The sequence below is a fragment of the Streptomyces chiangmaiensis genome (assembly GCF_036281785.1).
GTDB classification, from domain to species: domain Bacteria; phylum Actinomycetota; class Actinomycetes; order Streptomycetales; family Streptomycetaceae; genus Streptomyces; species Streptomyces chiangmaiensis.
Map to the genome: position 1 here is coordinate 1 of NZ_JAYWVC010000485.1, position 2,236 is coordinate 2,236.

1 protein-coding gene is annotated in these 2,236 nt (G+C 67.9%); it reads left to right on the forward strand.

Annotated elements, in window-relative coordinates; translation table 11 throughout:
• Positions 1–567 precede the first annotated feature (567 nt).
• Positions 568–2,001, forward strand: coding sequence for an aldehyde dehydrogenase family protein (locus VXC91_RS44740; RefSeq protein ID WP_329513071.1), 1,434 nt, complete (start codon positions 568–570; stop codon positions 1,999–2,001).
• The last annotated feature ends 235 nt before the right edge of the window (positions 2,002–2,236 follow it).

Consider the following 2,236-nt stretch of genomic DNA (forward strand, 5'->3'; position numbering starts at 1 on the left):
GGGCGAGCTCCTTCTTCCTCCAGCCGCCTACCGACACGCCGGTGGGCGGGCCCCTCCGCCGTCATCCACCCCTTGTGAGTGATCGCCCGTGCGGAGGTTCGAAGCCAGACCTTAATGACTGTCTCGTGGTTGGATCAAATCTTGGCATAGGAACGCCGAGTTGCCATGGCTGCTTTCTGTACTCAGGTGCATCTGCCTGCCGTTGGGGAACCGCCGACGCTCAACCCGGACTACGGCCGGTGGGCATCCTGAACTCCCGATGCCGTGCCTGCGCGACTTCGGCGTCCCGGCGCAGCAAGGCGCCACGACGAGCAATGGGGTGAGCGCCTCGATGGCGCAAGCGGGGACTCAGATGCTGTACAAGAGCTTCCGACCTGGACATCTCGGCAGCGTCTCGCCCTGCTCCCCGAGACTGCACGCTGCAACACCGCGCCACCTGCGGGGGGGGGCGGCACATTGGTTCGGCACGACGAGCGGCCGACCGGCGGGGCAGGGCCGCGGAGTGACGTAGATCATGGGCATGGGCGAACATGGATGCCGTTCGACGCCGGAGGTTCTCTTGGCGACATGAACGAAAACCGTGAGGCTCCCTTTCCCACTCCGTCCCACTGGATCGACGGCCGCGCCGTCCCAGGTACTGGGCCCCTGATCGACGTCGTGAACCCGGCCGACGAATCCGTGATCGCCTCGGTGCACGAAGGCACAGCCGAGGACGTGGACAAGGCGGTGGATGCCGCGCTCGCCGCCTTCCCCGGATGGTCGTCGACGTCGCCGCAGGACCGCATCGCCGTCATGCGGCGCCTGGCCGAGGGCATGCAGAAGCACTCCGAGCAGCTTGCCGCCACCATCACGCTGGAGATGGGTGCCCCGATCAGCTTCTCCCTGCAGGCGCAGGCCGGTTTCCCGGTCGCCTCCACCTTGGCCGCGATCACCGCGGCGGAGAGCTTCGAATGGACGGAGGTGATCGAGAACTCGCTCGTCATCCATGAGCCGATCGGCGTCGTAGGGGCCATCACCCCATGGAACTTCCCGCTCCAGCAGCTGGTGACCAAGGTCGTCCCCGCGATGCTGGCCGGTAACACCGTGGTGCTCAAGCCGTCGGAGATCTCCCCGCTGAGCGCCCGGATGTTCGCGGAGATCGCCGGCGAGGCCGGACTGCCGAACGGCGTGTTCAACGTCGTGCAAGGTACCGGCCCGGTCGTCGGCGAAGCCATTTCCCGGCACCCGAAGATCGACATGATCTCCTTCACCGGGTCCACCCGCGCCGGCAAGAGCGTCTCCGTCGCCGCCTCCGACACGGTCAAGCGGGTCGCGCTCGAACTGGGTGGCAAGGCGGCCCACATCATCCTGCCCGAGGCCGACCTCGACTTCGCCGTCACCCGCGGACTGACTTTCGCCTGGTCCAACGGTGGTCAGGCCTGCGGCGCCTATGTCCGCATGCTTGTGCCCCAGGACCTCCAGGAGACGGTGGTCGAGAAGCTGCGGGCCGCTGCCGGGGAATACACCGTCGGCGACCCTGCCGACGAGACCACGCGGATAGGTCCGGTCGCCTCGGAGACCCAGCGCCGCCGCGTGGACGGCTACATCCGGCGCGGAATCGCCGACGGCGCCACGCTTGTGGTCGGCGGCCCCGGCCGGCCGGAAGGCTTCGAGACCGGCGCCTACGTCAAGCCCACGATCTTCTCCGACGTCGACCCCGACTCCGTCATCGCCCAGGAGGAGATCTTCGGCCCGGTCCTGGTCGTGATCCCTTACACCGATGACGACCACGCCGTCGAGATCGCCAACGGCACCATCTACGGCCTCAACGGTGCCATCACCGGTGACGAGGAACACGCCATGGCGATCGCCCGGCGCCTGCGCGTCGGCCAGGTCGACATCAACGGTGGGAAGCATAACTTCCAGGCCCCGTTCGGTGGCTACAAGCAGTCCGGCAACGGCCGGGAGATGGGCCGCGCCGGCATCGAGGAGTTCCTCGAGACCAAGGCGATCACCCGCTGACACACCGCATCGTCACGACCTCCGGAAGGCGGACCGGAACCCCCGTCCGCCTTCCGGCTCCGGGGCGGCCGAACACAAGCACCCCCTGCGTCCGCAACCGCCGGCGTCGGCAGCCCCCGCGGAACAGGAACACACGCCTCGACGACCTCCCCGTCACCAAATGCCTCCGAGGACGCCCCGGCCTTCAGGCCGGGGAGGAATCGGACCTCTGCGGAGCATCGAGAACCAAGCGCGC